The following is a 1,080-nucleotide window of genomic DNA, read 5'->3' as shown; positions in this document are numbered from 1 at the left end:
TGCCGGCGCCTACCGCATCGCGCTTGTAGTGCCAATTTTGAAAAGGCGTTTCCAGGTTAATCAGTGGTTTACGCTTCTATCTGTCGAACTCGGGGTACATCGTCCTCGACGTGCTAGCCCGCGACGCCGAGGTAATGAGAGACAGACCCTCATATCCGCCACTCCGGGCGGCGCGCCAGGCATTCTGGCGTGGGTCATTGGACTCGGGCATCGGTGTCGTCCATGCCCCATGAATGGCTGCCCCTTGAAGGCCGGCGAATGACAATCGTTCAACAGCGCGCCGTCTGTGAATTTGCCCAGCCAGGCCGGGACATCAGAAAGCCGAAGAATGGCAGCTGTTCCGCTTCCGTGCCAAAATTGATGAGTAAACGACCGAGAGGTATCACCCGTGGATTTCCATAAAATTGAAGATCAGGCACTCCATCTCCCAAAAGAGGAGCGAGCTCAACTGATACAGCGGTTGGTATTGAGTCTGGAGTCTCCGTCAGAGGAGGAGCTAAGTTCTGACTGGTTGCTAGAAGCTCGTCGGAGAGCAGAAGAACTCGATAACGGCTTGGTTCAAGCTGTGCCCGGTGACGATGTGATGAGGAAGGCTCGAGCACTCATCAGATGAACTACTTTTTTCACCCGGCAGCGGAAGCCGAGTTTCTGGAATCAGTCGGTTATTACGAATCGAGGGTTCCGGGGTTGGGTGGTGCTTTCATAAAAGAATTCGAGGCCCTCGCCAAGTTGATTGGCGAGTCACCAAAAGCTTGGCAGGTTGAGCTACAGCCAGATATTCGTAGAGCTCCCCTTCATCGTTTTCCGCTATCCCTCATTTATCGAGAAAGACCAGGTGCTTACCAGATTCTGGCTGTTGCACATTTCCGGCGGCGCCCGTACTACTGGCTTGGCAGGCTTTAACAATAGGCTGCAAAGCGATTGATTTGTCACCGCTGCTAGGTCTCAGAGCTGATCGTAGTGTCCCCCGATGGCGAAAATATAAGGTTCTACGCAGACTGGCGTGAAAACGAAGTGATCTTAGGCAGTAGCGGGATAGAGTAACGGCGGTAAATCCGAGTAAGCTGATATTCGCCAAAA

The 1,080-nt window shown here is 53.1% G+C and carries 2 protein-coding genes; both read left to right on the top strand.

The window, feature by feature from the left end; translation table 11 throughout:
- The first annotated feature begins 388 nt into the window (after window positions 1-388).
- Complete coding sequence (locus tag BMY30_RS18560) at window positions 389-613, top strand: addiction module protein (RefSeq protein WP_089715946.1); 225 nt, start codon at window positions 389-391, stop codon at window positions 611-613.
- Window positions 610-903 (top strand): type II toxin-antitoxin system RelE/ParE family toxin, encoded by a 294-nt coding sequence (locus BMY30_RS17770; RefSeq protein WP_139195561.1) that lies wholly within the window; start codon window positions 610-612, stop codon window positions 901-903. The genes BMY30_RS18560 and BMY30_RS17770 overlap by 4 nt, the downstream gene beginning before the upstream one ends.
- The last annotated feature ends 177 nt before the right edge of the window (window positions 904-1,080 follow it).

Source organism: Halomonas daqiaonensis, from assembly GCF_900109725.1.
In the GTDB taxonomy this organism is placed as follows: Bacteria; Pseudomonadota; Gammaproteobacteria; order Pseudomonadales; family Halomonadaceae; genus Halomonas; species Halomonas daqiaonensis.
Note: the sequence above shows the minus strand (reverse complement) of the source record. Positions and strands in the feature narration are given on the sequence as shown.